This window comes from Staphylococcus pasteuri (genome assembly GCF_030547725.1).
Classification (GTDB): domain Bacteria; phylum Bacillota; class Bacilli; order Staphylococcales; family Staphylococcaceae; genus Staphylococcus; species Staphylococcus pasteuri.
The window spans coordinates 1-264 of the sequence record NZ_JAUOQO010000428.1; the positions used below are offsets into that span (position 1 = coordinate 1).

A 264-nucleotide genomic window follows, 5' to 3' on the forward strand; every position below is an offset into this window, starting at 1 on the left:
CTTTCAGGATGCCGGTTAGACGGGTGATGTGGTTCTTGGCAATGTCGGCAATATTGCTTGCCCAATCTTCCCAATAGTCCCGCGTCCCGCATTTCTTGACGATCTTGGCCATGATGGCGCGAGAAAATTCATCGACCGAGAAGGCCATTTCGGTCTGCTCGGGGCCGGTCGCAACGGGGTCACGCCCTGGCGTGCCGATATTCGATCGGGCGGCTGCGGCCTTGGTTGGCAGGTCTTCGACCACGGCTGTCACAGCCTTCAGCT

The 264-nt window shown here is 58.7% G+C and carries 1 protein-coding gene; it reads right to left on the reverse strand.

Translation table 11 applies throughout. The annotated features are described in order from the left end of the window. A partial coding sequence (locus tag Q4528_RS14245; protein WP_303522279.1) for a hypothetical protein occupies nt 1-244 on the reverse strand: 244 nt, incomplete at its 3' end. Between the last annotated feature and the right edge of the window lie 20 nt (nt 245-264).